At 33.6% G+C, this 21,587-nt stretch carries 20 protein-coding genes and 1 tRNA gene; 8 read left to right on the top strand and 13 right to left on the bottom strand.

The window, feature by feature from the left end; genetic code table 11:
- Positions 1–8: 8 nt before the first annotated feature.
- Positions 9–1,193 carry a phosphoglycerate kinase gene (locus tag ACJJVI_RS05855; protein WP_036583249.1) on the bottom strand — a complete coding sequence of 395 codons (1,185 nt, stop codon included), beginning with the start codon at positions 1,191–1,193 and terminating at the stop codon, positions 9–11.
- Positions 1,194–1,267: 74 nt separating this feature from the next.
- Between ACJJVI_RS05855 and ACJJVI_RS05850 the strand changes: the two genes are divergently transcribed.
- Entirely contained in the window at positions 1,268–2,398 is a 1,131-nt protein-coding gene (locus tag ACJJVI_RS05850; RefSeq protein ID WP_036583252.1) for a DNA polymerase III subunit delta', read from the top strand.
- A 116-nt stretch (positions 2,399–2,514) separates the two neighbouring features.
- Positions 2,515–2,868 (top strand): hypothetical protein, encoded by a 354-nt coding sequence (locus ACJJVI_RS05845; RefSeq protein ID WP_152550767.1) that lies wholly within the window; start codon positions 2,515–2,517, stop codon positions 2,866–2,868.
- 127 nt (positions 2,869–2,995) lie between these two features.
- Here the strand turns inward: ACJJVI_RS05845 and ACJJVI_RS05840 are convergent, their stop codons facing one another.
- Genes ACJJVI_RS05840 through ACJJVI_RS05825 form a run of 4 tightly spaced genes read right to left on the bottom strand, consistent with a single transcriptional unit; the run spans position 2,996 to position 9,684 of the window.
- Positions 2,996–3,841, bottom strand: a complete 846-nt coding sequence (locus tag ACJJVI_RS05840) for a class I SAM-dependent methyltransferase (protein ID WP_405350964.1) — start codon at positions 3,839–3,841, stop codon at positions 2,996–2,998.
- Positions 3,842–3,855: 14 nt separating this feature from the next.
- Positions 3,856–5,727, bottom strand: a complete 1,872-nt coding sequence (gene mnmG / locus ACJJVI_RS05835; RefSeq protein ID WP_405350962.1) for a tRNA uridine-5-carboxymethylaminomethyl(34) synthesis enzyme MnmG — start codon at positions 5,725–5,727, stop codon at positions 3,856–3,858.
- Positions 5,728–5,729: 2 nt separating this feature from the next.
- Positions 5,730–6,149 (bottom strand): rRNA maturation RNase YbeY, encoded by a 420-nt coding sequence (gene ybeY, locus ACJJVI_RS05830; RefSeq protein WP_042245159.1) that lies wholly within the window; start codon positions 6,147–6,149, stop codon positions 5,730–5,732.
- The gene (locus ACJJVI_RS05825; RefSeq protein WP_405350960.1) at positions 6,136–9,684 is read right to left on the bottom strand and encodes a hypothetical protein; all 3,549 of its coding nucleotides are present in this window, start codon (positions 9,682–9,684) and stop codon (positions 6,136–6,138) included. The genes ybeY and ACJJVI_RS05825 overlap by 14 nt, the downstream gene beginning before the upstream one ends.
- A gap of 130 nt (positions 9,685–9,814) precedes the next feature.
- Between ACJJVI_RS05825 and ACJJVI_RS05820 the strand changes: the two genes are divergently transcribed.
- Together ACJJVI_RS05820 and gltX are read left to right on the top strand one after the other, a co-directional pair.
- A complete protein-coding gene (locus ACJJVI_RS05820; protein ID WP_405350958.1) occupies positions 9,815–10,882 on the top strand; it encodes an alkane 1-monooxygenase in 1,068 nt (355 codons plus the stop codon).
- A gap of 117 nt (positions 10,883–10,999) precedes the next feature.
- On the top strand, positions 11,000–12,517 hold the full coding sequence (gene gltX / locus ACJJVI_RS05815) for a glutamate--tRNA ligase (protein ID WP_405350956.1): 1,518 nt from the start codon (positions 11,000–11,002) through the stop codon (positions 12,515–12,517).
- On the opposite strand, the gene ACJJVI_RS05810 is transcribed toward gltX, so the two are convergent.
- Positions 12,514–13,149, bottom strand: a complete 636-nt coding sequence (locus ACJJVI_RS05810; protein ID WP_042295133.1) for a hypothetical protein — start codon at positions 13,147–13,149, stop codon at positions 12,514–12,516. The two genes, gltX and ACJJVI_RS05810, sit on opposite strands and share 4 nt — an antisense overlap.
- A 110-nt stretch (positions 13,150–13,259) precedes the next feature.
- Here ACJJVI_RS05810 and ACJJVI_RS05805 point away from each other — a divergent pair, with 110 nt between their 5' ends.
- Both ACJJVI_RS05805 and ACJJVI_RS05800 read left to right on the top strand, forming a co-directional pair.
- The gene (locus ACJJVI_RS05805; RefSeq protein ID WP_036583270.1) at positions 13,260–13,892 is read left to right on the top strand and encodes a hypothetical protein; all 633 of its coding nucleotides are present in this window, start codon (positions 13,260–13,262) and stop codon (positions 13,890–13,892) included.
- Positions 13,893–13,962: 70 nt separating this feature from the next.
- Positions 13,963–14,931, top strand: a complete 969-nt coding sequence (locus tag ACJJVI_RS05800) for an SPFH domain-containing protein (RefSeq protein WP_042269238.1) — start codon at positions 13,963–13,965, stop codon at positions 14,929–14,931.
- Between the two features lie 75 nt (positions 14,932–15,006).
- Here the strand turns inward: ACJJVI_RS05800 and ACJJVI_RS05795 are convergent, their stop codons facing one another.
- The 4 genes from ACJJVI_RS05795 to ACJJVI_RS05780 all read right to left on the bottom strand — a co-directional run bounded on the left by ACJJVI_RS05795 (position 15,007) and on the right by ACJJVI_RS05780 (position 17,830).
- Positions 15,007–15,213: a DUF6327 family protein gene (locus ACJJVI_RS05795; protein WP_036583274.1), complete on the bottom strand. Its 207-nt coding sequence runs from the start codon at positions 15,211–15,213 to the stop codon at positions 15,007–15,009.
- Entirely contained in the window at positions 15,200–15,583 is a 384-nt protein-coding gene (locus tag ACJJVI_RS05790; RefSeq protein WP_042245145.1) for a phage holin family protein, read from the bottom strand. Before ACJJVI_RS05790 ends, ACJJVI_RS05795 begins: the two co-directional genes overlap by 14 nt.
- Positions 15,584–15,592: 9 nt before the next feature.
- Positions 15,593–15,946 (bottom strand): YtxH domain-containing protein, encoded by a 354-nt coding sequence (locus ACJJVI_RS05785; RefSeq protein ID WP_042245142.1) that lies wholly within the window; start codon positions 15,944–15,946, stop codon positions 15,593–15,595.
- A 204-nt stretch (positions 15,947–16,150) separates the two neighbouring features.
- Positions 16,151–17,830 carry a glutamine--tRNA ligase/YqeY domain fusion protein gene (locus tag ACJJVI_RS05780; RefSeq protein ID WP_405350953.1) on the bottom strand — a complete coding sequence of 560 codons (1,680 nt, stop codon included), beginning with the start codon at positions 17,828–17,830 and terminating at the stop codon, positions 16,151–16,153.
- Positions 17,831–17,908: 78 nt separating this feature from the next.
- Between ACJJVI_RS05780 and folB the strand changes: the two genes are divergently transcribed.
- Together folB and ACJJVI_RS05770 are read left to right on the top strand one after the other, a co-directional pair.
- The gene (folB, locus tag ACJJVI_RS05775) at positions 17,909–18,265 is read left to right on the top strand and encodes a dihydroneopterin aldolase (RefSeq protein ID WP_006796430.1); all 357 of its coding nucleotides are present in this window, start codon (positions 17,909–17,911) and stop codon (positions 18,263–18,265) included.
- Positions 18,266–18,341: 76 nt separating this feature from the next.
- Positions 18,342–18,412, top strand: a tRNA-Cys gene (locus tag ACJJVI_RS05770).
- Positions 18,413–18,490: 78 nt separating this feature from the next.
- Here the strand turns inward: ACJJVI_RS05770 and ACJJVI_RS05765 are convergent.
- The 3 genes from ACJJVI_RS05765 to ACJJVI_RS05755 all read right to left on the bottom strand — a co-directional run bounded on the left by ACJJVI_RS05765 (position 18,491) and on the right by ACJJVI_RS05755 (position 21,481).
- The gene (locus tag ACJJVI_RS05765; RefSeq protein WP_042245138.1) at positions 18,491–19,186 is read right to left on the bottom strand and encodes a DUF6705 family protein; all 696 of its coding nucleotides are present in this window, start codon (positions 19,184–19,186) and stop codon (positions 18,491–18,493) included.
- A gap of 2 nt (positions 19,187–19,188) precedes the next feature.
- Positions 19,189–20,664, bottom strand: coding sequence for a hypothetical protein (locus ACJJVI_RS05760; protein WP_405350952.1), 1,476 nt, complete (start codon positions 20,662–20,664; stop codon positions 19,189–19,191).
- Between the two features lie 73 nt (positions 20,665–20,737).
- Positions 20,738–21,481, bottom strand: coding sequence for a LysE family translocator (locus ACJJVI_RS05755; protein WP_405350950.1), 744 nt, complete (start codon positions 21,479–21,481; stop codon positions 20,738–20,740).
- Positions 21,482–21,587: the final 106 nt, after the last annotated feature.

Raw genomic sequence — 21,587 nt, 5'->3', positions numbered from 1 at the left:
TTTAAGAATTAATCTAATATGGCAGCAATACCAGGAAGTGTTTTACCTTCTAGCATTTCTAGCATTGCACCACCACCGGTAGAGACGTAACTTACTTGATCATCAAAACCAAATTGTTTTACCGCAGCAACAGAATCACCACCACCTACTAAAGAAAATGCTCCTGCAGCAGTAGATGCTGCGACAGATTTACCTAAAGAAATAGTACCATGAGAAAATGGCTCAAGCTCAAAAACACCTGCTGGACCATTCCATAAAATAGTTTTGGCCTGCATTAATACAGTATGAAATTGTGATCTAGACTTCTCTCCTATATCTAATCCCATCCAACCATTTGGGATAGCGTCAATAGCTGCATTATCTATGGTTGCGTGCTCAGAAAAAGCATCGGCAGTAATAGCATCTACAGGTAAGTGTATGTTAGTATTTTTTGATTTGGCTTTTTCAAGAATTTCAAGTGCTAATTCCATTTTATCGTCTTCACAGAGAGAATCCCCTATTTTACCACCTTGCGCTTTGATAAAGGTATATGCCATACCACCTGCGATAATAAGATCATCAACTTTATCGAGTATATTTTCAATAACGGTAATCTTAGATGAAACTTTTGCACCACCTAAAATCGCTACGACTGGTTTATCTGGAGTTTCCAACACTTTATTCAAGCTCTCAATCTCTCTTGTCATTAAGTGACCAAAGCATTTTTCATCAAAATATTGAGCAATTATTGCTGTAGATGCATGTGCTCTATGTGCGGTACCAAATGCGTCGTTTACATATACGTCTCCTAATTGAGATAACGCTTTCGCGAAAGCGGAATCACCAGCAGTTTCTTCACTATGAAACCTTAAGTTTTCTAATAAGAGAACTTCACATGGCTGTAGGTTTGCAGCTGCTTGTTGAGCGGCATCGCCTATACAATCGTCCACAAACTTTACCTGAACACCTAATATATCAGTAGCAGCGGCAACGATGTGCTTTAAAGAAAATTCTTCTTGATTTCCTTTAGGGCGACCTAGATGTGACATAAGTATTACTGAGCCTTCATCTTCTAGAATTTTAATGATGGTATCTTTTGCCGCAAGGATACGAGTCGCATCCGTTACTTCAAAATCATCATTGAGCGGCACGTTAAAGTCAACTCTTACTAAGGCTTTTTTATCTTTAAAATTGATATCGTTAATAGTCTTCATAGTTATATGTTGTGAATGGTCACAAATATAGCGGTTATGATACAACCTCGCGCCTATACTTTTATATTTGCATTATGCGATATCAAGATATCATAGGACTAGAACATCTTAAGACACATTTACAAACCACGGTTGAAAATGGTAGGATTGCACACGCGCAATTAATGGTAGGTCCTACAGGAAGTGGTGTTTTACCACTAGCACTGGCGTATGCCAGAAGTATATTATGTAATTCTAATAATGATAGATGTGATGCCCAAATGGATCAAATCGCACATCCAGATTTACATTTTGCTTATCCTGTAGCAAATAATGCAAAGATTAAAGCCAAAGCAGTATCTGATGATTTTATTGCAGAATGGCGAGAGTTTTTAAAAACACAACCTTATGGTAGCCTTGCAGATTGGTATCAAGCCATTGAGATTGAAAAAAAGCAAAGTAAAATAGGTGTTGATGAGGCTAAAAGAATAGTTTCTAAATTGAGTCTCAAATCCTATGAAGGTGGATATAAAGTTTTAATAATTTGGGGTGCGGATAAATTAAATACCGAGGCTTCTAACAAATTATTGAAACTGATTGAAGAGCCACCGGCAAAAACAGTCTTTTTACTAATCGCTGAAGATGAAGATCAAATCATCAATACTATTAAATCGAGGTGCCAGCTTTTACATGTTCCTAAATTAAATAGTGAATCTATCGCTAATGGATTACTTGAAAGAAACGGTTTAGAAATAACACGTGCTCAACAAATCGCAAGACAGTCAAATGGTGATTATAATAAAGCTGTACAGTCCATTCATAACATATCTGAAGATACTGATTTTGAAAAATGGTTTGTAACCTGGGTGCGTACCGCATTTGCAGCACGTGGTCGCAAGTCTGCAATTAACGATTTAATTGCGTGGGCAGATATGATAGCCGCTACTAATCGAGAAACTCAAAAACGCTTTTTATTGTATTGTCTAGAATATTTCAGACAAGCAATGCTACTTAATTACAAAGCAAATAGTGCGGTTTATTTAACACCGCAAATGCCAGATTTTAAATTAGAAAAGTTTGCTCCATTTATAGAAGGTCATCGTATACAACCTATAAGTGATGAAATAGAGAAAGCTATTTACCATATTGAAAGAAATGGTAATGGTAAAGTCATTCTAACAGACCTAGCAATAGGACTTACTCGTCTTATTCATAAATCTGCTTAAAAGTAGTTAACATGTTGAAAATTAGGAATTAATTATAAAAAGGTAGTAATTTTACCTTTCGTTAAAAATTCTTTCTGTTGATTACTTATTCAGGTCCCATTTTAATTTTAGTTTTTTTGCTGTTAACAATAATTATTTCTGCTTATGAAAAATTATTTGTTTGGAATAAGACTCTCAAGGATTATGTAGAAATGTATAAAAACCATCTACCGCCTTTTTTAGTGAAACTATCCTTAATTATAATTTTAGGCCTTGAGATAATTGTGACCTCATTCCTAGCTTTGGGAATTTATGATATCATAGTTGATCAAGATATCTCCTTGAGCGAAATAGGATTAATTATTACAGGAGTTCTTTTCTTAATTCTACTTATCGGATTAAGAATTTTACAGGATTATCGTGGCGCAGGTAGAACAGCCATTTATTTTCTTCTCGTCGTTTTTGGTCTATTTTGGATACAATCAATATAAACTATTGTTTTTATATATAAAATAAATTAAGTTTATTAAAAACCTACTGATTAAAGCAATCTAAACGGCATTTTAAATAATATTACACATAACTACCATAACCTATGTAAAAGCCTCTTAAAAGGCTTTAAAATCGTTTTTTAAGGACGTAAACTAGTGAAGATGGTTCTTTAGTGAAGACCGCAGAACAATTAGATAAAAAACCTATACATAAACCATAAAGAAAGGAAAATTTTCTTTTCTGATAACGTGCAGATAATATGGAAACATATAAACTGTCAAACCACATCGGTTTTGTAGTTATTAATTCAAAACGGTCTTGAAAGATATTTCTTATAGCTTCTTTATTGAAATGATATAAGTGTCGAGGGACGTCATATCCAGCCCATTCTTTTTTAAAATATTTTGCATCAAATGAATCATAATTAGGCAGTGCCAAAATTAGAATCCCATCTTTTGTTAACCAGTTTTGGATTTGATTAATTTGCTGTTCAAAATCAGGCACATGTTCAAGAACGTGATACATACTTATAACCTTAATACTTTTTGGTTCTATAGAATCCGTTTGATTTAAAAGTTCGATTCCTTTTCTCGCGGCAAATGATCTTGCTTTTTCACTAGGTTCATATCCTATAGCATCATAACCCGCATTTTTTAAAATGGCTACAACATCACCTACTCCAGCACCTATATCCAAAATTTTTCCGTCGATTGCATACTTTGCAATTAACTGTTTTTTGCTTTTTAGGTTCCACCTTTTAGCAAACTGATAACATTTTGCAAAAAAAGAGGTTTGAGAATCATCGTGAGATAGATAATCCTCACTTTCATAAAAAGCTTCTAAATGCCTAGGTTGAGGAATCGTTTTAAGAACTGCGGAAGAAGGATCCCTATATAGTTCAAATGATTCTTGAGTCAAAAAATAGTCTTTTAAAGAAAGAAAATGCTCTGAGTAATTATTGTTTTTTTTCATTGTTTCACGTGAAACTATCTTCCCATATGTACTAATAACACCGAAATATCACTAGGAGAAACTCCCGAGATACGAGATGCTTGAGAAACTGTAGCTGGTTGAATTGCTGTTAACTTTTCGCGTGCCTCATAGGAAAGAGACTTAATAGATTTAAAATCATAATCAGATGGAATTTTCACATTTTCTAATCTGTGTAACTTATCAGCATTATCTTTTTCTTTTGCAATGTAGCCAGCATATTTTACATGAACTTCAACTTGTTCTAGAATATCATCATCTAGATCATTAGTTTCAAGATATTCTTTTACCTGAGAAATAGTTTTGATACCCTCTAGATTAATCTGAGGTCTGGAAAAAACTTTAAAAAGCTTATCATTTTGAGTAACTTGTTTAGTACCCTTAGCTACTAACAGATTATTCATTTCTTTAAAATCATAACTTGTATCACGTAAAAACTGAACCATTCTTTCTGATTCTGTAGCTTTACGATCTACTCTTTTGAGAGCTTCATCAGTAACAATACCCAATTCAACAGCTCTAGGTGTTAACCTTAAATCTGCATTATCTTGTCGCAACAACGTTCGATATTCAGCTCGTGATGTAAACATTCTATAAGGTTCCTCAGTTCCTTTAGTAATTAAATCATCTACAAGTACACCAATATAAGCTTCATCTCTTTTTAGAATGAATGGCTCTTCTTCTCTTATTTTACGAACTGCATTAATACCAGCCATTAAACCTTGAGAAGCGGCTTCTTCATATCCTGTAGTACCATTTATCTGACCAGCAAAATATAAACTATCAATAAGTTTGGTCTCTAAAGTATGTTTTAACTGAGTAGGTGGAAAATAATCATATTCAATAGCGTAACCTGGTCTGAAAAACTTCACTTTTTCAAAACCAACCACACTACGTAAAGCTTTAAATTGTACATCCTCAGGTAAAGATGTACTAAAACCATTTACATAAACCTCACAAGTATTCCATCCCTCAGGTTCTACAAATAATTGATGTCTATCCTTATCAGCAAATCGATCTATTTTATCTTCAATACTAGGACAATAACGAGGACCTAAAGATTTAATCCTACCATTAAACATTGGAGATCTATCAAAACCTTCACGCAATAAATTATGAACCTCGGGACTGGTATAAGTCATATGACAATCCCTTTGAGACTTCAGAGATGTAGTAAGATTACTGTAACTAAATTTAGAAGTAATTGCATCGCCTGGCTGTGGCTCCATTCTCGAATAATCTAAAGAACGACCATCAACACGAGGTGGAGTACCTGTCTTCATACGGCCGGATTCAAAACCTAAATCAACTAACTGACCTGTAATACCCGTTGAAGCACGCTCACCTGCCCTACCACCACCAAACTGTTTATCACCAATATGAATCAAACCATTCAAAAAAGTACCATTAGTAAGAACTACAGCTTTAGATCTAATTTCAATACCTAAAGAGGTTCGAACACCAACTACTTTGTTACCTTCAATAACTAAACCAGCAACCATTTCTTGATAGAAATCAAGTAACGGAATAGCCTCCAATTGCAACCTCCATTCTTCAGAAAAGCGCATCCTATCATTTTGTGTTCTAGGAGACCACATAGCAGGACCTTTAGATTGATTAAGCATTTTAAATTGAATAGCACTCTTATCTGAAACTATTCCACTCAATCCTCCTAAAGCATCAATTTCTCTAACAATTTGCCCTTTTGCAATACCACCCATAGCAGGGTTACAAGACATTTGTCCAATAGTTTCAAGATTCATAGTAACCAATAATGTACTAGAACCCATATTTGCAGATACAGCTGCGGCTTCACTTCCTGCATGTCCTGCACCAACAACTATTACATCATATTCTTTATCAAACATACCTATTGTTTCACGTGAAACATTTTAATTTTTTCATCTTCTTTTAGTCGCATAGTACTTTTTTCGATATCGGTTTTATCACCAAAACCAATAAGGTGAAGCAGCCCATGAGACATAACTCGTAACAGCTCATCGTCAAAGCTTACGACAAAATCCTTAGCATTATCCTTAACTCTATCCACAGAAATATATATTTCCCCATGAATAAAATCATCATCGCAATAATCGAAAGTTATAATATCCGTTAAAGTATCATGATTTAAATACTTCTGATTTATTTCCAATAGAAAATCATCAGTACAAAAAACATAGGACAAATCACCTAAAGATTTATTTTCAGATAAAGCAACAGCTCGTAACCATTTTGAATATCGTACTTCATCTGATAATTCAAAATTAAATTGATAATTAAAGTCTACCATCTTCTTTAAAATACTCCTTTACCTTCTGTTTATATTGCTGTTGCAAAGGTAGTACTTGTCTATTTAAAATCTCCTTACTATTAAAATACATGGATGCATCTGGTAAAACAGCATTGGTAGGATTGTTGAAGTCTTTACGATTAGTATTTCCTTCTCTTTCATCCTCCTTACCTTGTTGCAATCCTGCATCTTTTAACTTCAATAAATCATGTTGTATCTCCATCATTTGATTTTGAACTTCACGATTAAAACCTTGATCTAATAGCTTACGCTCAACTGCCTTCATCTTATCAGTAATGTCATCAACGATTCCTTCAAGACCTTCCTGACGAATCATATCCTCTAATTGATTTCTCAATTCCTGTTGTCTTTTATAAATCTCATAAATCCTTCCACTTTCTTCTTCTGATTCCTTATATCCACGTTTCTCTTGACTATCACCAGATCCATTGTCATTTCCATCTTTTCCACTCGTACCATCACTACCCGATCCTTCACCATTAGAACCTTGACCGCCTTCACCACCTTGACCACCTTGGCCAGATTCACCAGTACTTCCTTTACCGTCTTTACCGCCCTGACCGCTTTCGCCACCTTCACCAGATTGACCACCTTCACCCGACTGACCTTCTTGACCATCCTTTCCTCCTTGACCAGGTGGACCAGATTCTCCAGGTTTACCTTCGCCAGGTTTTTTTCCCTCACCATCACCAGGTTTTTTACCATCGTTACCTTCCTTACCGTCCTGCCCATCTTTCATCAAAGACTCCTGTTTCTTAATAATGTCTGGTAACTGAAAACCTGAACTTTGACCTTCACCAGGTTCTCCTTCACCTTTACCAGGTAAAGCCATCGCATTATTCATAGCATCCATAGCGCTGCTAAGTAGATTTGCTAGTTTATTAGCACCATTCAAAGTGAACTGCTGTGATATCTGTCCTTTATTCATCTCAAAATCACTTAGTTGTACCAAAGATTTATCTATATAATAGTAAATGTCGGTTACTTCTCTATTTATTTCAATTCCCACCTCAGGATTACGTGATGCAAGAGCAAATAAACTGTCATCGACATGTTTAAATGCTTTCTCAAGATCCTTTTGGATTTTAAGTTTTTTACCAAAATTTGGACTGTTTCTATTTAGATTCTTAACACCATTAAGAACGTTTTCTTGTTCCTTTGAAAACACAATCAGGTTATCTAATATCTGACGCAACATATCTGCATCCTCTTTCAATTTCTCAGATTTACCCGAACTCATTTGAGCTTTCATAGCTTGAGCTTGCTCTTTCATTTTATCTGCGGCACTTTTTTGTTTTTTACTAGCATCAGGCGTTTTAGAATTCTCAAGATCATCACTAGATTCCTGCTGTTCTTTTTTTATCTCTGGTGAGTTAAGTGGATCAAAATCTAACTTCATAGGTTTTTTAAGACCATTGTTTTCCTTCTCGAGTTCCTGTAGTTCCTTTTCCCATTTCTTATAAGCTTCATTTAACTTATCCTGTTCAGACTTCTTATTCTTATCACCTTCTTTTTTTGATTGATCTTCTTGCTGTTGTGCAATGTCCTTCAGCTTATCAATCATTTGCTCATACTTCTGCGTAACGTAATACATTTTTGTGAGCTCTAGCAATTGTTTTAAATTACGCTTTTGCTGCTTTGAATTCTTTTGAGCCTTCTCTATTTTTTCTTTAAGATCTTCTTTACTTAACTTATCTTGGTACTCTTGAAGCTCTTTAAGTAATTCTTCATTTTTCTTAATCTCTTCTTCACTTTGCTGTAAACGTTCTTTTAAAGCCTCTTTCATAGGATCTTTTTCAGGATTAGACTTCTCTAAATTATCCCTCATTTTTTCCATTTGTTGACGCATTTCACGTTCCTGCTCTTGTTGATTTTTAAGAGCTTGTTCTAATTTTTTCTTATCGTTAAAACCACGTTGTTTTTTCTCAATTTGCTCTTGACTTATTTCTTTAAGTTCTTCTTGTTGTTTTTCTTGTTCTAATAATGATTTCTCTAACTCTTCTAAAGATTCTTTTTGATCTTTTAATTGTTTTTGCTGTTCCTCTTCTTTTGTAGATTTTTTGAAACCATAAACCTGACTCTTTGCACTTTTAAAATTATTAACAACATCATTATCAACTACTTCAAAATAAAATTGATAATTTTTACCGCCTTTTAAGGGTAAATTACCAGGAAAAGTGAAAAGAAATTGATCAAATGTTCCACGATTCTTTCCTATCTCATAAATCTTCTGACTTGCGTTATTATCGCTTTCAAAATAAACAAGTTGTATCCTTTTAATCCCATAATCATCAGCTACTTGACCTCTGAAATAAAGAATATCTTCTTGAATACTATCTTTCTTCATTTCCATTTTTAATTCTGGATAATCATCCTTAGTAACTTCAATTTTAAAATTCAATTCTTCAAAATCCCTTGCATTCACATTGGATGTTGAGATAGCATATTTAAGTGGTTTTAATATCGCTTTCGCGAAAGCGAAATCATTACCATCCTTCTCAAACGATTCTACAGTATTAGTATATTTAAAATCTACATGATCTGTCGCAGCAGTTTCTAATTTCCAAGTAATCTTAGTTCCCTGTGGAACCAGAGCATTTCCAGTGCTTTTTATAACCTCATCTTTCTTACCAGTATAGGATGGATAGTCCATCAATAATTCAAATTTATTAATGGAAGGGACAGCATCGACAGTAAGTTCAAAATTCTCACTACGCACTTCATTTGCTTTAAGATAAAATGGAGTGTCTGCAGATGGATTATTAAATACAAAACTAAATCTACCTGGAGCGTCTTGAGTTAAATAATAAGTTTGATTATTAAAATGAATACTTGCGTTTTCAGGAATTGTTCTTCCTGAAACTTCTACATTAAGTTTGAAATCACGTTTTTGTAAAGTATTCAAATCTTCATTAAGCAACTTAAAAGTGAAAGGTGCTGGTGGGATGTACTCATTGTTAAAGTCTGCTACACGTTTTGTACTTTCTGTTAGTACATCATTATTACCAGTGAAGAAAAGTGCAGCAATAATTAACAATGGAATAGCAAGATATTTTAAATATGCCGCGTTCTTTTTAAAATCGATGGCGAGAGAAAAAGGAATAGGTTTGAGCTCTTCACTCTTCTGATTAATACTGGCCCAAGTAAGCTCATCATCTCCTCCATTTTTATGTAATTGTAATATGTTGATTAATTTATCTGATACTTCAGGAAAATGAGTTCCTATCATATTACTGGCATCTCTAAAATCAATTCCTGAAAATAATTTGAATAGTCTTGCTAATGGTATACCAATAAATTTAAACAATAATGCTGCCTGTACTAATACAAAAAGACCAAATAAAATTGTTCTACCTGTAGAGCTCAACCATAAAAAATGCTCGATAACAGCAGTAAATAGAAAGTACAATAATCCTATCGCTAGAAATAAAATAATACCACGAATGATCTCATTTGTGTAATATTTTTTAATAAAAAGTTTGAGCTTGTGCTCTATGATTTGAAAGTTATTCATCACTTAATATGTCGTCTACGTAGGGTAAATATAACGCAATGAGCACGATGTTTATGATATGGTGTATATTAGAACTTGTTCTTTAAGAAAATAACGCCCTTAAAATTTCAATAGTTTAATCATCCTACTCATGAAAGATCTCAAATACCTAACCGCATATATCGTTCCTATTTTGTGCGTGATTGGTATTTATTATAGAGGATCTGCTTTATATATTACCCCATTGATGGTTTTTACAATCGTACCATTAATTGAACTAATCATGCCATCTTTAACTAGCAATTTAGATGCGGAAAGTAAAGAGAGTAAGTTAAAAAATAAATTATTTGACATCTTATTGTGGTTAAATGTACCTATCATATTTAGTGTTCTTATTTATGGTTTATACGTGTACTCTATCAGTAATTTTGAAACTTATGAAGTAATAGGTTTAATCTTTACGTTAGGAATAGTGGCTGGTAGTAATGGAATTAATGTTGCACATGAATTAGGTCACAGACAAGAATCGTGGGAACGTTTTCTAGGTAAAATATTGTTATTACCTAGTCTCTACATGCATTTTTATATAGAGCATAACTATGGACATCATGTAAATGCTGCAACACCTGAGGACCCAGCTAGTGCGCGTTACAATGAAAGTCTATATGCATTCTGGTGGCGTTCTGTTATCAATCAATATAAAAACTCATGGAGTATTCAAAATAGATTATTGAAAGTAAACGATCAATCATTCTATTCAGTAAAAAATGACATGCTTTGGTACACAGTTATACAATTGAGTTATTTAATTATTATAGGTATTTCATTTTCTTGGATGACTTCTATAATTGCATTATGTATTGCTGTAGTCGGTTTTAGTTTGCTAGAAATTATAAATTATCTAGAACATTATGGGTTGAGAAGAGTACAGAAAAAGTCAGGCAGATATGAAGTAGTAAGAGAAATACATAGCTGGAATTCTAACCACGCGCTGGGTAGAATTTTGCTTTATGAACTTACTAGACATAGTGATCATCACTATAGAGCAAATAAAAAGTATCAACTTCTAGATTATCATGAAAACAGTCCACAACTACCCTATGGATATCCTACTATGATGGTTATTGCTACGATACCACCATTGTGGTTTTCAATTGTTAATAAACATGTGCCACAAGAAATGATAGAATTATCTGAAAATAAAAATAGACATTTATAATCGTTATATATTGTCCTACCATAGCTATAGAGAACCACTTTCTTGAGAAAGTCTTAACTGTTAACACTGAACTCATAACTTACAAATATTATCTTTGCAGCCTTAAAAACGGCGATAATGAGCACTTCAGTAAGAGTAAGATTTGCACCTAGTCCTACGGGACCATTACATATAGGTGGCGTTAGAACAGCATTGTTCAACTATTTATTTGCAAAAAAACACAACGGTACTTTTGTACTACGTATTGAAGATACAGACCAAAACAGGTATGTAGAAGGTGCTGAAGATTATATTATTAACGCTTTAAACTGGTGTCATATTCCTTATGATGAAGGACCAGGAAAAGAAGGAGATTGTGGACCTTATAGACAAAGCGAACGCAAATCAATGTATAAACAATATGCGCTAGACCTTATAGAAAAAGGTGCCGCCTATTATGCCTTTGATACTGCACAAGAATTGCAAACCGCTCGTGAAAATGCAGAAGCAAAAAAGGAGACTTTTATATACAATCATAACAATCGTAACGATTTTACCAATTCTCTAACCTTATCTAGTGATGAAGTAAAAGAACGTATCAATCGTGGAGATGATTATGTGATCCGTTTTAAGCCAGAGTTGAAAACACTACACATGTTTGATGAAATCCGTAAAGGGATTGAAATAGACACCTCACTTATCGATGATAAAGTACTATTTAAAAGTGATGGAATGCCTACCTACCACCTTGCTAATGTGGTAGATGACCATGATATGAAAATTTCTCACGTGATACGTGGTGAAGAATGGTTGCCTAGCATGGCATTGCATGTATTGCTTTATGAAAGCTTTGGATGGGAACGACCTAAGTTTGCTCACCTACCATTAATACTTAAACCTACCGGAAAAGGAAAATTAAGTAAGCGTGATGGTGATAAAATGGGCTTTTCAGTATTCCCACTAGAATGGAAAGATCCTAAAAGCGGAGAAATATCTACAGGTTTTAAACAAGATGGTTTTCTTCCAGAAACAATGATCAATATTTTAGCTTTCTTAGGATGGAATCCAGGAACTGAACAAGAGATTTTCAGTCTAGATGAATTGGTTCAAGATTTTAGTCTTGATAAGGTAAATAGTTCTGGTGCAAAATATGATCCGGAAAAAGCTAAATGGTTTCAGCAACAATGGTATGTTGCACAAGATGATGCTGTTATAGGTGCCGCTTTTGCGAAAGCGTTAGAAGAAAAAGATATCGATTATGGATCACAGGATTATGTGAATATAGTTTGTGGTCTAGTGAAAGAACGTGCTGTTTTTACAGAAGATCTTTTTGAACTGGCTGGTTTCTTCTTTACTGCACCAGATTCATATGATGAAAAAGCAGCTAAAAAAGCTTGGAAAGAAGATACTTCTAACATCATGACAGATGTGATTAAAATTATCGAAGACTGCACTGATGATAGCGCTACTGGTTTAAGTACTGCAATTAAAGGCTGGATTACTACTCAAGAAATGGGATTTGGTAAAGTAATGATGCCATTAAGACTTGCCCTAGTAGGTAGTTTAATGGGACCAGATGTATTTGAAATAGCAAGTATGATAGGTAAAGATCAAACTATCGCTCGCATTCAACATGCTATAAAGAAGTTATCTTAAAAATAAAAGCGAACTCCAGCGGTGATATAACTCATATTACCGTTGAGTTCTTCGCTTAAGGCGTTTTTACCATTTAAAACATCTAAAAATGCATAGTGGTAGTGAGCAGAAAATCTAATCTTCTCTGATCCACCACTTAAACCGACAATTCCATTAATATTTATTGGCGATGTTTCTTGAAAAGAAGCAACGGTAACAGCGCTACTACCTGTAATTATGCTGTCTTCATACCTTTTATCTGCTACTTTAAATTCACCATTAAAAGATACGGCTGGTCCTATTTCTAAAGAAAGATAATCTCTATTATCAATTTTATAAGCCCACAATAACTTAACCTCTGCACCTATAACACTCATGTCTATATCATCAAGTGTTAACGCTTCTTGAACAGAAAATTTATTATTAAAAAGGTGTATTCCAAAAATCATATCCCAATAAGGTCTAGAGGATCCTCTGGTTTCTAATCCAGCGCTCCACCCTACTTTACCATCTACCGCTACATCATCAGTGTTTAAACTAAAAAAGGTAGCATCTAGAGCTATACCTAGTCTATTATTTGAAGCTTGTCTTCTTTGAGCCTGAGCAACTATATTGAAACCACAAATGAAAATAATAATAAATAAACTTCTCATAATTAAATTAAAAGCTAAACATAATAATAAAAGAACTCAGAGACTAAATAGAAAGCAAACAATATCATTATTGTTTACCTTGGCTACAAATTCTTTAAAAGAAATAAAAGATGAAAAATACAATCCTTACATTTTTTCTGATTATCCCATTGATTTCTATAGCTGCAAAGTATTATCCCGGAAAGGCTGTAAAGACCGACGGAACAGAATTAATAGGTTATTTTGAAGAACCAGATTTTGCAGCTGTTAAAAAAATTAAATTTAAAAGTTCTTTAGATAGTAAGAAACAAAAATTTCTATCAGTAGAATTTTCTACACTTGAATTTACTAAAGGCGAAGAGCTTGTGAAATATGAAGTTTTATACTACATGCAGGCAAAGTTTTTAAATTTTAAGAAACTAAAAGTGAGTAAAAAGCCCATTTGGTTTAAAGTTATAGAAAAGAATATTGATGGTGTATCTATTTATGTGGCTTGGGGAAAATCAAATGACGGCCGCGGAAACATTTCTTACAGCATGACTTCATACATGAAACTACCTGATGAAAAAGAACTTAAATATCTTCAATATGAAGGAAGCTCTATGACTGAAATTAAAATTGGATTTTATAAAGCATTCACCAAAATCATAGATTATTATTTTAAAGATTCATGTCCTGAATTACTGACACATGTCACAAAAGATCTCTATAAAGAAAAAGGAGTTTTAATGTTGACAGAGCTTTATAAAGAACATTGTAAATAGTGCCTGTAACTTTTTTAAATAAAATAAGACTAATTGTACTGTATCTTTAAACAAACTTAAAACACTAACTATGGGACAATTAATTTTTCCAATTTTAGGAGTAATCATACTTCTACTAATTTTCAGTTCATTTTTTACGGTAAAGCAACAAACAGCTGCTCTAATTGAGCGTTTTGGAAAATTTACCAGTATGCGTCATTCTGGACTTCAGTTTAAAGTGCCATTAATTGATAAAATTGCAGGACGTATTAATCTTAAAATTCAACAACTAGATGTTATTGTTGAAACTAAGACAAAAGATGATGTATTTGTTCGTCTTAAAATATCTGTACAATTCCAGGTTAGAAGAGAAAAAGTATATGATGCTTTTTATAGATTACAAAACCCACATGACCAGATAACATCATATGTATTTGATGTAGTACGTGCAGAGGTTCCTAAAATGAAACTAGACTACGTTTTTGAAAAGAAAGATGATATTGCCATTGCTGTAAAACGTGAATTGAACGAGGCGATGATGGATTATGGATATGACATCATTAAAACGCTTGTAACAGACATTGATCCAGATATACAGGTAAAGGCAGCTATGAATCGTATTAATGCAGCAGAGCGCGAGAAAACAGCTGCTGAATATGAAGCTGAAGCAGATCGTATCAAGATTGTTGCAAAAGCACGTGCCGAGGCTGAATCTAAACGTTTACAAGGTCAAGGTATCGCAGATCAACGCCGTGAAATCGCTCGTGGATTAGAAGAAAGTGTCGATGTTTTAAATAACGTAGGTATCAATTCTCAAGAGGCAAGTGCTTTAATCGTAGTTACTCAGCACTATGATACTTTACAATCTTTGGGTGAAGAAACTAATTCTAACCTTATTCTTTTACCTAACTCACCACAAGCTGGTAGTGATATGTTAAACAACATGATTGCTAGTTTCACTGCAAGTGCACAAATAGGTGAGCAAATGAAAAAAACTAATAAAAATAAAGAAGGAGATGAGGCAAATAGAAATAAAGATTCTGATGGATGGCAAGATTAATCTTATAGATCTATTTTATTAAATAAAAAAAGCACCGCAATAGCGGTGCTTTTTCATTTCTTTTTCAATGCAATTTTATCTTCCTATTAATTTGTTGACCGTTTTAAGAATCACCGCTTTCTTTGCAATAGAACTTACAATACTAGTTAATACTGATACTGCAGAGAAGCTTTCCTTTACTTCATTCAGATTAAGTTTCATGGTCTCTTGATCAACCTGCTTTTGCAGTTGTAAATACCTTAAATCTCTATCTATTTCGTCAAAACTATTATAAACTCTCATACTTGTCAATTTTTATATCCTCATTTGAATTGAAGAATTGCTGGCTGGTCTTGCGCAATAAACTTTTTTCAATGACTGGCTTCATAAATAAAGCTACTAGTATAACGAGTAAAAAATAAAATAATCCAACGATTAAATATCCAAGAGCATCGTTATCTAATAAATCACCAATGTAGATACTGGCTGCAAGACTTAAAAATAGAATTGATATCAGTAAAAAAAATCCCAATAGCAATTTATGGCTGCTCGATATCACGCCACTCATTACTTTTTTATAAAGATCGAGTTTATGATAGTTAATAGATGATTCTATAAAACTTTGAGTAGCGGTGGTAAATTCTTGAATATTCTCACTTATACCTTTTCCCATATATCAGATTTATACCGTGGTTTTTCCGTTTACCTTAGGCTTCTGTAATTTTGCATTTTGTGCTCTTAACTGCTCTAATTTTCTTTCTAACGAAACAATTGCATCGTCAGCTTTAAAACTTGCTGTTGATAATGCAGTCTCGATGCGCTCATCTAGGGTACCCTTATATTCAGTGGCCTTAGTTGTTAAAGTATCATAAGCAGTTTGTGCTTGATTTTTAATATCCTTTTGCGCCTTATCAGCCTTTTTCTTTAATTTCTTTCTAGTTTTCTCACCACTTTCTGGTGCATAAAGTAAGCCTGCAGCTATTCCTATTGCTGCTCCTGCTGCTAGTGCTACTAATGCGTTTCCTGTCTTTGCCATCTTCGTTTAATTTATTGATTATTAATTGATTCAAAGATAAACACACTGTATGTGGTAATACGTTAATAACCGGTTAACAATTATGGTATATATATTAAATCCTTCTTAAATCAACATAATTATTACTAATTGTAGTTAAAATAAGAAGGATTTTATAAGATACGCTTTCGCGAAAGCGTAATTATTCAAAATATTTAGAATATACTAGTCCTCTAGCTTTGCCCAAGTATCTCTCAAGGTTACTGTACGGTTATATACCATTTGATCCTCTGTAGTATCTGGATCAACACAGAAATATCCCATACGTTGAAATTGTACAATGTCACCTATTTTTAAGTTTTTCATTGCAGGCTCTGCCATTGCAGTAATAACTTCTAGAGAATTAGGGTTCACAAATTCCATAAAGTCTTTTTCCTTATCAGTATCTGGTGATGGTACTGTAAATAAACGATCATAAAGGCGTACTTCTACAGGCACTGCATGTGCAGCACTTACCCAGTGAAGTGTACCTTTTACCTTGCGCATACTCGCTTCAGTGCCGCTACCACTTTTAGAATCTGGATCATAGGTGGCGTAAATCTCTGTAATATTACCGTCTGCATCTTTAAGGCAACCTTCACCTTTAATGATGTATCCGTTCTTAAGACGTACTTCTTTTCCATTTTTAAGACGGAAGAATTTCTTATTTGCCTCTTCTCTGTAATCTTCACGTTCTATATAAAGTTCTTTGGAAAAAGGAACTTCTCTAAAACCACGAGACTCGTCTTCCTGACTATTTTCTGCCTGAAGGATCTCTACCTGATCGTCTGGATAATTAGTAATAACCAGTTTTACTGGATCTAATACACACATCACACGATCTGCAGTTTTATTTAAATCATCTCTTAAATGAAACTCGAGATGGTTCATATCTACTAGGTTATCACGTTTTGCGATTCCTATAGACTCTGCAAAGTTTTTTAATGATGCTGGAGTGTAACCTCGACGTCTTAAACCAGATATGGTCGTCATACGTGGATCATCCCATCCGTTAACTACACCAGCTTCTACCAGTTTTTGAAGTTTACGTTTACTAGTCACAGTATGTGATACGTTTCTACGGGCAAATTCACGTTGTTTAGGACGTATTTTATCTTTATCGATAACTTGATCAAGGAACCAGTCATAAAGCTCTCTATGAGGCTTAAATTCAAGCGTACAGAAAGAATGTGAGATTTGCTCGAGATAATCACTTTCTCCATGTGTCCAATCGTACATAGGATAGATTTTCCAGTCAGTACCAGTTCTATGGTGTGCTTTATCAACCACACGATACATGATAGGATCGCGCATGAGCATGTTATTAGACTGCATATCAATTTTAGCACGCAGGATGTGTTCTCCTTCACCATATTCTCCATTCTTCATACCTTCAAAAAGTGCTAGATTTTCTTCCACACTTCTATTACGGTAAGGTCCATCTACTCCAGGTTGAGTAGGTGTCCCTTTTTGAGCGGCCATTTCTTCACTAGATTGAGAATCTACATAAGCTTTTCCGTCTTTAATCATTTTAACTGCCCAGTCATAAAGCTCTTGAAAATAGTCTGACGCATAACACAGATTATCCCATTTATAACCTAACCATTCTACGTCTTTTTGAATCGCAGCTACATATTTTGCTTCTTCTTTTGCAGGATTAGTATCATCAAAACGCAGATTTACTGGCCTGTTGTACTTCTCTCCTAGCCCAAAGTTTAAACATATTGCACTAGCGTGACCTATGTGTAAAAACCCATTAGGTTCTGGTGGAAAACGGAAACGTAATTTATCTTGAGAAAGACCATTGTTTAAATCGTCTTCTATAATGTCTTCTATGAAGTTATTAGGTTTAGTAGTATCACTCATGGCTCTTTTCAATATATTTAGATAAAACAAATTTACAGCTTATTTCAGTCCTAACCATACTCATAGTATCTTTACCACATGCATACAATTATACTTGAAAACGTAAAGGTTTATACTAACCATGGATGTCTCGATGAAGAGGCTATGATAGGTAGTGAATATCGTGTAGATCTAGAAGTAACTGCTGATCTATCAAAAAGCGCTAAGACTGATGAACTGGGTGATACCGTGGATTATGTTTCACTTAATAGAATTATAGTAGAAGAAATGGCGATACGTTCAAAATTACTGGAACAAGTCGCACAAAGAATACTGGATCGAGTTCTGAGTGAAGAGCAATTAGTACAAAAAGCGCATGTAAAAGTGGCAAAAATCAATCCTCCTATAGGTGGTGATGTGGCAAGTGTGGTCATTTCTATGCAGCAAAGTCGCTAGAAGTCAACACTAAAGAGCGTTTTTGATTAATAATAGTGATAAAGACAACTTTTTTGTTATTTTTGCGGGCGTAAAAGGCGTCTTGGCCGAGCGGCTAGGCATGGGTCTGCAAAATCTAGTACAGCGGTTCGAATCCGCTAGACGCCTCTGGAATCCTCAATCTTTATTGATTGGGGATTTTTTGTTTTTAAATGGAGTCTATAGTAAATAAATTTTTATCACAGATTAATCCCTAAGCAATCTAATATTACTAGGTAATAAGAAATCGGTATCATCATAAATAGGGTTACTAACGCTACACTTTTCAGTTAAAAGTGTATAATCCGCATCTCTAGTTTCTAAAATCCATATTAGACTACCACTTTGTAAATTTCCATTGTTATCAGGAACAAGAGTTGAGTCATAAACAATAGACAGCTGTCCTATTTTACTTCTTCCACATGCATTCGCTATAGAAACAGGTTCGTAATAGGGAAATTGTACTATATTCCATGTGTCCAATGAATTTGCTCCTATGATATTTTGATTATTTTGAATAATATTAGAATTAATTGAAGTAGAATAATCAGCGCTAGTATTAGATTCAATATCATAAATTAATTGACTATTTTGATAAAATTTATAAGTCACTGTCAACTTATCTTCGTACCTATGACCGTTACCAAATACTTCAATATTGAAATCGTCAGGAACTTGAGTATTTTTGACAACATTTATCTCTAAACGATTTGTACCGTCATCAAATACCCAATTTCCTAAAAATTTGTTTAAGTCACCGCTAATGTCTTTAAAATAAGTGTAGTCAGGTTCGTCTGATAAAAGTCTGTTAGGATTTATTTCTCTTAATGAAATCTCATTAAGTGTTTGAGAAAAACTTATATTAATGCTTATAAAAAATAGTAAAACTGATAATTTGTACATAATTAATTTAATTTAGTCCATATCTGATTTCCAGAATCATCCGTAGTATCTGATTGATATACGTCAATACCTGGTTTTAGACCTTTTATTATACGATTTATAAAATTTAAATACTTACTAGTAATTAAAGCAGTTTTTTCAACATCAGTCATACTAGAGTTAAATTGGTTTTCTGACGCCGTTAAGACTTGCTGGTATTGTTTGTAATCAAAATAATGACTTATTTTAGGTATTCCATTTTCAGGTAAAAATGATTTTGGAACCTCTGCTAATTGACTTCCAATTAAAGGCTGATTCATAAAATTAGCGAAACTTATAGCATCACTAGTGTTTCCAATTTTAAATGCAAATATGCTTCCATTAGTAACCGTTATCATGAAAATATCTTCATTATTTGAAGAGGTTGGAAAATTTTCCGACATTCTTTTATATAACCTAGAAAAGTTAGAAAAATCAGCAAAACTTGGTACCGGCATTATTGATTTTCCATCCGAATTTTCTGTATTATGATGCATGTGTATAAATCCTTCTGTATTTGGGTCTGATGGATTGGGAAAATTTGTAAAATCAAAACCTGTTGCGGTACTGGGTAATGGCGCCCCTATAAAAAGGGTATTACCAATTCTTATAAAAGTTGAACCTTGCTCCTTGTTACTGCTATTTAGTTCACCTTTCATTCTAATAATTTCATTTCTCACACTTTGTTGACTAGTCTGCTCATTAAGTTTTATTTTATTAAGATCAATGAATGGTTGAGTAAGGAATCCTCCTCCGTTTCCAGTAGTTCCTCCCATTACAGGAGTACCAGTACCCCAAGTACTATTACTAGAACCGTCGCTAGAACCACCACCGCCACTATTTGGATTAGAATCTAAAAAAGTAAATGGTATTTGATATGTAGTAGTTGTACAAAATTCTTCTACAGTCCATATTTCCATATAACAGTCGCAGTCATCGACTGCCTCACTTTTCCAATAACCTATCCATTCGCAATTTGTAACGGATATAGTAGTTTTTAATAAACCACTATCATCATTACTCAAGAGTGTATAACTTGCTGTTAAAGTATTATCCCCATTATCTATATAACTTAATAAATATGTAAAAAATGATCCATTAATATCAGTTACAACAATGTTTCTTAAAACACCATCATTTAAAGTGTTTATAGTATTGAAAGTATATGAGGTAAAAGTATTATTATCATCAGTAACGACCTTAGCACTGCTATCTAGTATGGTGTATGAAGGTGTGTTGTTAGTTGTTTTCTGTGAAAAAATAGATGTAGCTTCATTCAAGGTTGTAAACAGATCTCTATTACCAGTAGAGTTGATAATTTCTTCTTTACTCATTTTAGTTACTTCAAAAGGAAAGGGAACACTTATGGTACTATCTTTTAAATATTCATCCTTTTCACAAGAAACTAAAACTATTGATGCTATGATTAAAAAGCATAATAATCTAATGGTTGTTTTCATTTTTTGGTTGAATTAGATTACAAACATCAAAAAAAAAAAAAAATGACAATAACCTAATAATCAGCTATTAAATTTATATACTATCATTAACAATAAGAGTCTCCTCCACACCTTCTAGTTCAGGAGCGATTGGTTCTGGTAATTCTGGAATAATGTGCAGTTGCTCTTCTACCTGATTAGTTACACTAGGAAAAGCTCCTTTAAAAATAAGTACCGCACCACTAATCATCATTATGATAGCTATCAATCTTTTTAATAGAAATATACGATGTGGTGTGAGGTAACGATTTAGGCTTTTTGCTAGCACTATTTTACATAGATCAACAATAAAATAAGTGACTAATACTGCACCAAAAAAGGTGATAATTCTATTAGAATCATTCTCTAACTGAGGACTAAAAACGACTATTAATCCTAGCCAAAATCCTAAGACACCTATATTGATAAAGTTGAGGAAAAAACCTTTTATAAATAAAGAAAAGTAGTTGTTTTTCTTTACAATAAGTACTTTAGGATCAACCTCTTTAAGATAAGATTTTCTAGTTTTTACAAAAGAAACTATACCATATATCGCAAGTATAGAACCGCCAAAAATATAAAGTCCAGGATCATCTTTTAACTTCTCTAAAATAGAGGAAGTCATAAAATATGCTGCTAGTAAAAAAATAATATCTGCAAGAATAACTCCTATATCTAGTGCTACTGCAGCTCTAAATCCTTTAATCGCACTGGTTTCTAGTAATGCAAAGAACACTGGTCCTATGAGAAAGGCCATTAAAAATCCCAGCGGAATTGCACTAAGAACATCTTCGAGCATATAATTAAAAGGTTATTGCTCAAAGGTAAAAATTAATGTTGGGTTTTCTTATACCTGTGTGTTGATAATTAACACGCTTTCGCGAAAGCGTAATTACAGGAATTTT

Source organism: Nonlabens sp. Asnod3-H03, from assembly GCF_045063665.1.
GTDB lineage: Bacteria > Bacteroidota > Bacteroidia > Flavobacteriales > Flavobacteriaceae > Nonlabens > Nonlabens ulvanivorans.
The sequence above is the reverse complement of the archived record's forward strand: the minus strand, read 5'-3'. Positions and strand labels throughout refer to the sequence as shown.

Excerpts from the sequence above, each read along its gene's own strand:
- ACJJVI_RS05820 (WP_405350958.1), top strand. The coding sequence starts at position 9,815 with ATGAAAGATCTCAAATACCTAACCGCATATATCGTTCCTATTTTGTGC.
- ACJJVI_RS05790 (WP_042245145.1), bottom strand. The coding sequence starts at position 15,583 with ATGGGAAAAGGTATAAGTGAGAATATTCAAGAATTTACCACCGCTACT.
- ACJJVI_RS05780 (WP_405350953.1), bottom strand. The coding sequence starts at position 17,830 with ATGAGTGATACTACTAAACCTAATAACTTCATAGAAGACATTATAGAA.
- ACJJVI_RS05810 (WP_042295133.1), bottom strand. The coding sequence starts at position 13,149 with ATGAGAAGTTTATTTATTATTATTTTCATTTGTGGTTTCAATATAGTT.
- folB (WP_006796430.1), top strand. The coding sequence starts at position 17,909 with ATGCATACAATTATACTTGAAAACGTAAAGGTTTATACTAACCATGGA.
- ACJJVI_RS05765 (WP_042245138.1), bottom strand. The coding sequence starts at position 19,186 with ATGTACAAATTATCAGTTTTACTATTTTTTATAAGCATTAATATAAGT.
- ACJJVI_RS05795 (WP_036583274.1), bottom strand. The coding sequence starts at position 15,213 with ATGAGAGTTTATAATAGTTTTGACGAAATAGATAGAGATTTAAGGTAT.
- ACJJVI_RS05855 (WP_036583249.1), bottom strand. The coding sequence starts at position 1,193 with ATGAAGACTATTAACGATATCAATTTTAAAGATAAAAAAGCCTTAGTA.
- ybeY (WP_042245159.1), bottom strand. The coding sequence starts at position 6,149 with ATGGTAGACTTTAATTATCAATTTAATTTTGAATTATCAGATGAAGTA.
- ACJJVI_RS05755 (WP_405350950.1), bottom strand. The coding sequence starts at position 21,481 with ATGCTCGAAGATGTTCTTAGTGCAATTCCGCTGGGATTTTTAATGGCC.
- ACJJVI_RS05805 (WP_036583270.1), top strand. The coding sequence starts at position 13,260 with ATGAAAAATACAATCCTTACATTTTTTCTGATTATCCCATTGATTTCT.
- mnmG (WP_405350962.1), bottom strand. The coding sequence starts at position 5,727 with ATGTTTGATAAAGAATATGATGTAATAGTTGTTGGTGCAGGACATGCA.
- ACJJVI_RS05825 (WP_405350960.1), bottom strand. The coding sequence starts at position 9,684 with ATGAATAACTTTCAAATCATAGAGCACAAGCTCAAACTTTTTATTAAA.
- ACJJVI_RS05850 (WP_036583252.1), top strand. The coding sequence starts at position 1,268 with ATGCGATATCAAGATATCATAGGACTAGAACATCTTAAGACACATTTA.
- gltX (WP_405350956.1), top strand. The coding sequence starts at position 11,000 with ATGAGCACTTCAGTAAGAGTAAGATTTGCACCTAGTCCTACGGGACCA.
- ACJJVI_RS05785 (WP_042245142.1), bottom strand. The coding sequence starts at position 15,946 with ATGGCAAAGACAGGAAACGCATTAGTAGCACTAGCAGCAGGAGCAGCA.
- ACJJVI_RS05760 (WP_405350952.1), bottom strand. The coding sequence starts at position 20,664 with ATGAAAACAACCATTAGATTATTATGCTTTTTAATCATAGCATCAATA.
- ACJJVI_RS05800 (WP_042269238.1), top strand. The coding sequence starts at position 13,963 with ATGGGACAATTAATTTTTCCAATTTTAGGAGTAATCATACTTCTACTA.
- ACJJVI_RS05840 (WP_405350964.1), bottom strand. The coding sequence starts at position 3,841 with ATGAAAAAAAACAATAATTACTCAGAGCATTTTCTTTCTTTAAAAGAC.